The following is a 415-nucleotide window of genomic DNA, read 5'->3' as shown; positions in this document are numbered from 1 at the left end:
AGGCAAGGCAAGCAGCTTTCCCTGCAGCCACACCGAGTCTTGTGGAGGGAAGAATGCCACCGCAGGCAGGAGATGAAAAACCGACGTCGAGAGAAATGCGACAAGCAGCACCGCCACGACGAACTCAGGCAATGCCGCGAGTGTGAGCGCTATCAGCGAGACGGTGTGGTCGAACCACCTGTCGCGTCGCCACGCGGCAATGACCGCTGCGCCGACAGCGACAACCGAGCCGATGACTCCGGCGAGGATCGTCAGTCCCGCAGAGTTCAACAGCCGAGGCCCGACAACCTTCGACACCGATGTGTCGTTCGCCAGTGACTTTCCCGGGTCTCCGTGAAGCATTCCGGTCACCCACAGCCGGTATTGCGTGATTGCCGGGCGATCGAGATGGAGTTGCTTCTCCAGTAGCTTGACT

At 60.7% G+C, this 415-nt stretch carries 1 pseudogene; it reads right to left on the bottom strand.

The window, feature by feature from the left end:
• Positions 1-415 (bottom strand): annotated as a pseudogene (locus I6F37_RS42010) (ABC transporter permease); the annotation flags it as partial.

It is taken from the genome of Bradyrhizobium sp. NBAIM08, from assembly GCF_020193935.1.
In the GTDB taxonomy this organism is placed as follows: domain Bacteria; phylum Pseudomonadota; class Alphaproteobacteria; order Rhizobiales; family Xanthobacteraceae; genus Bradyrhizobium; species Bradyrhizobium yuanmingense.
This window is presented reverse-complemented; position numbering and strand designations above follow the sequence as displayed.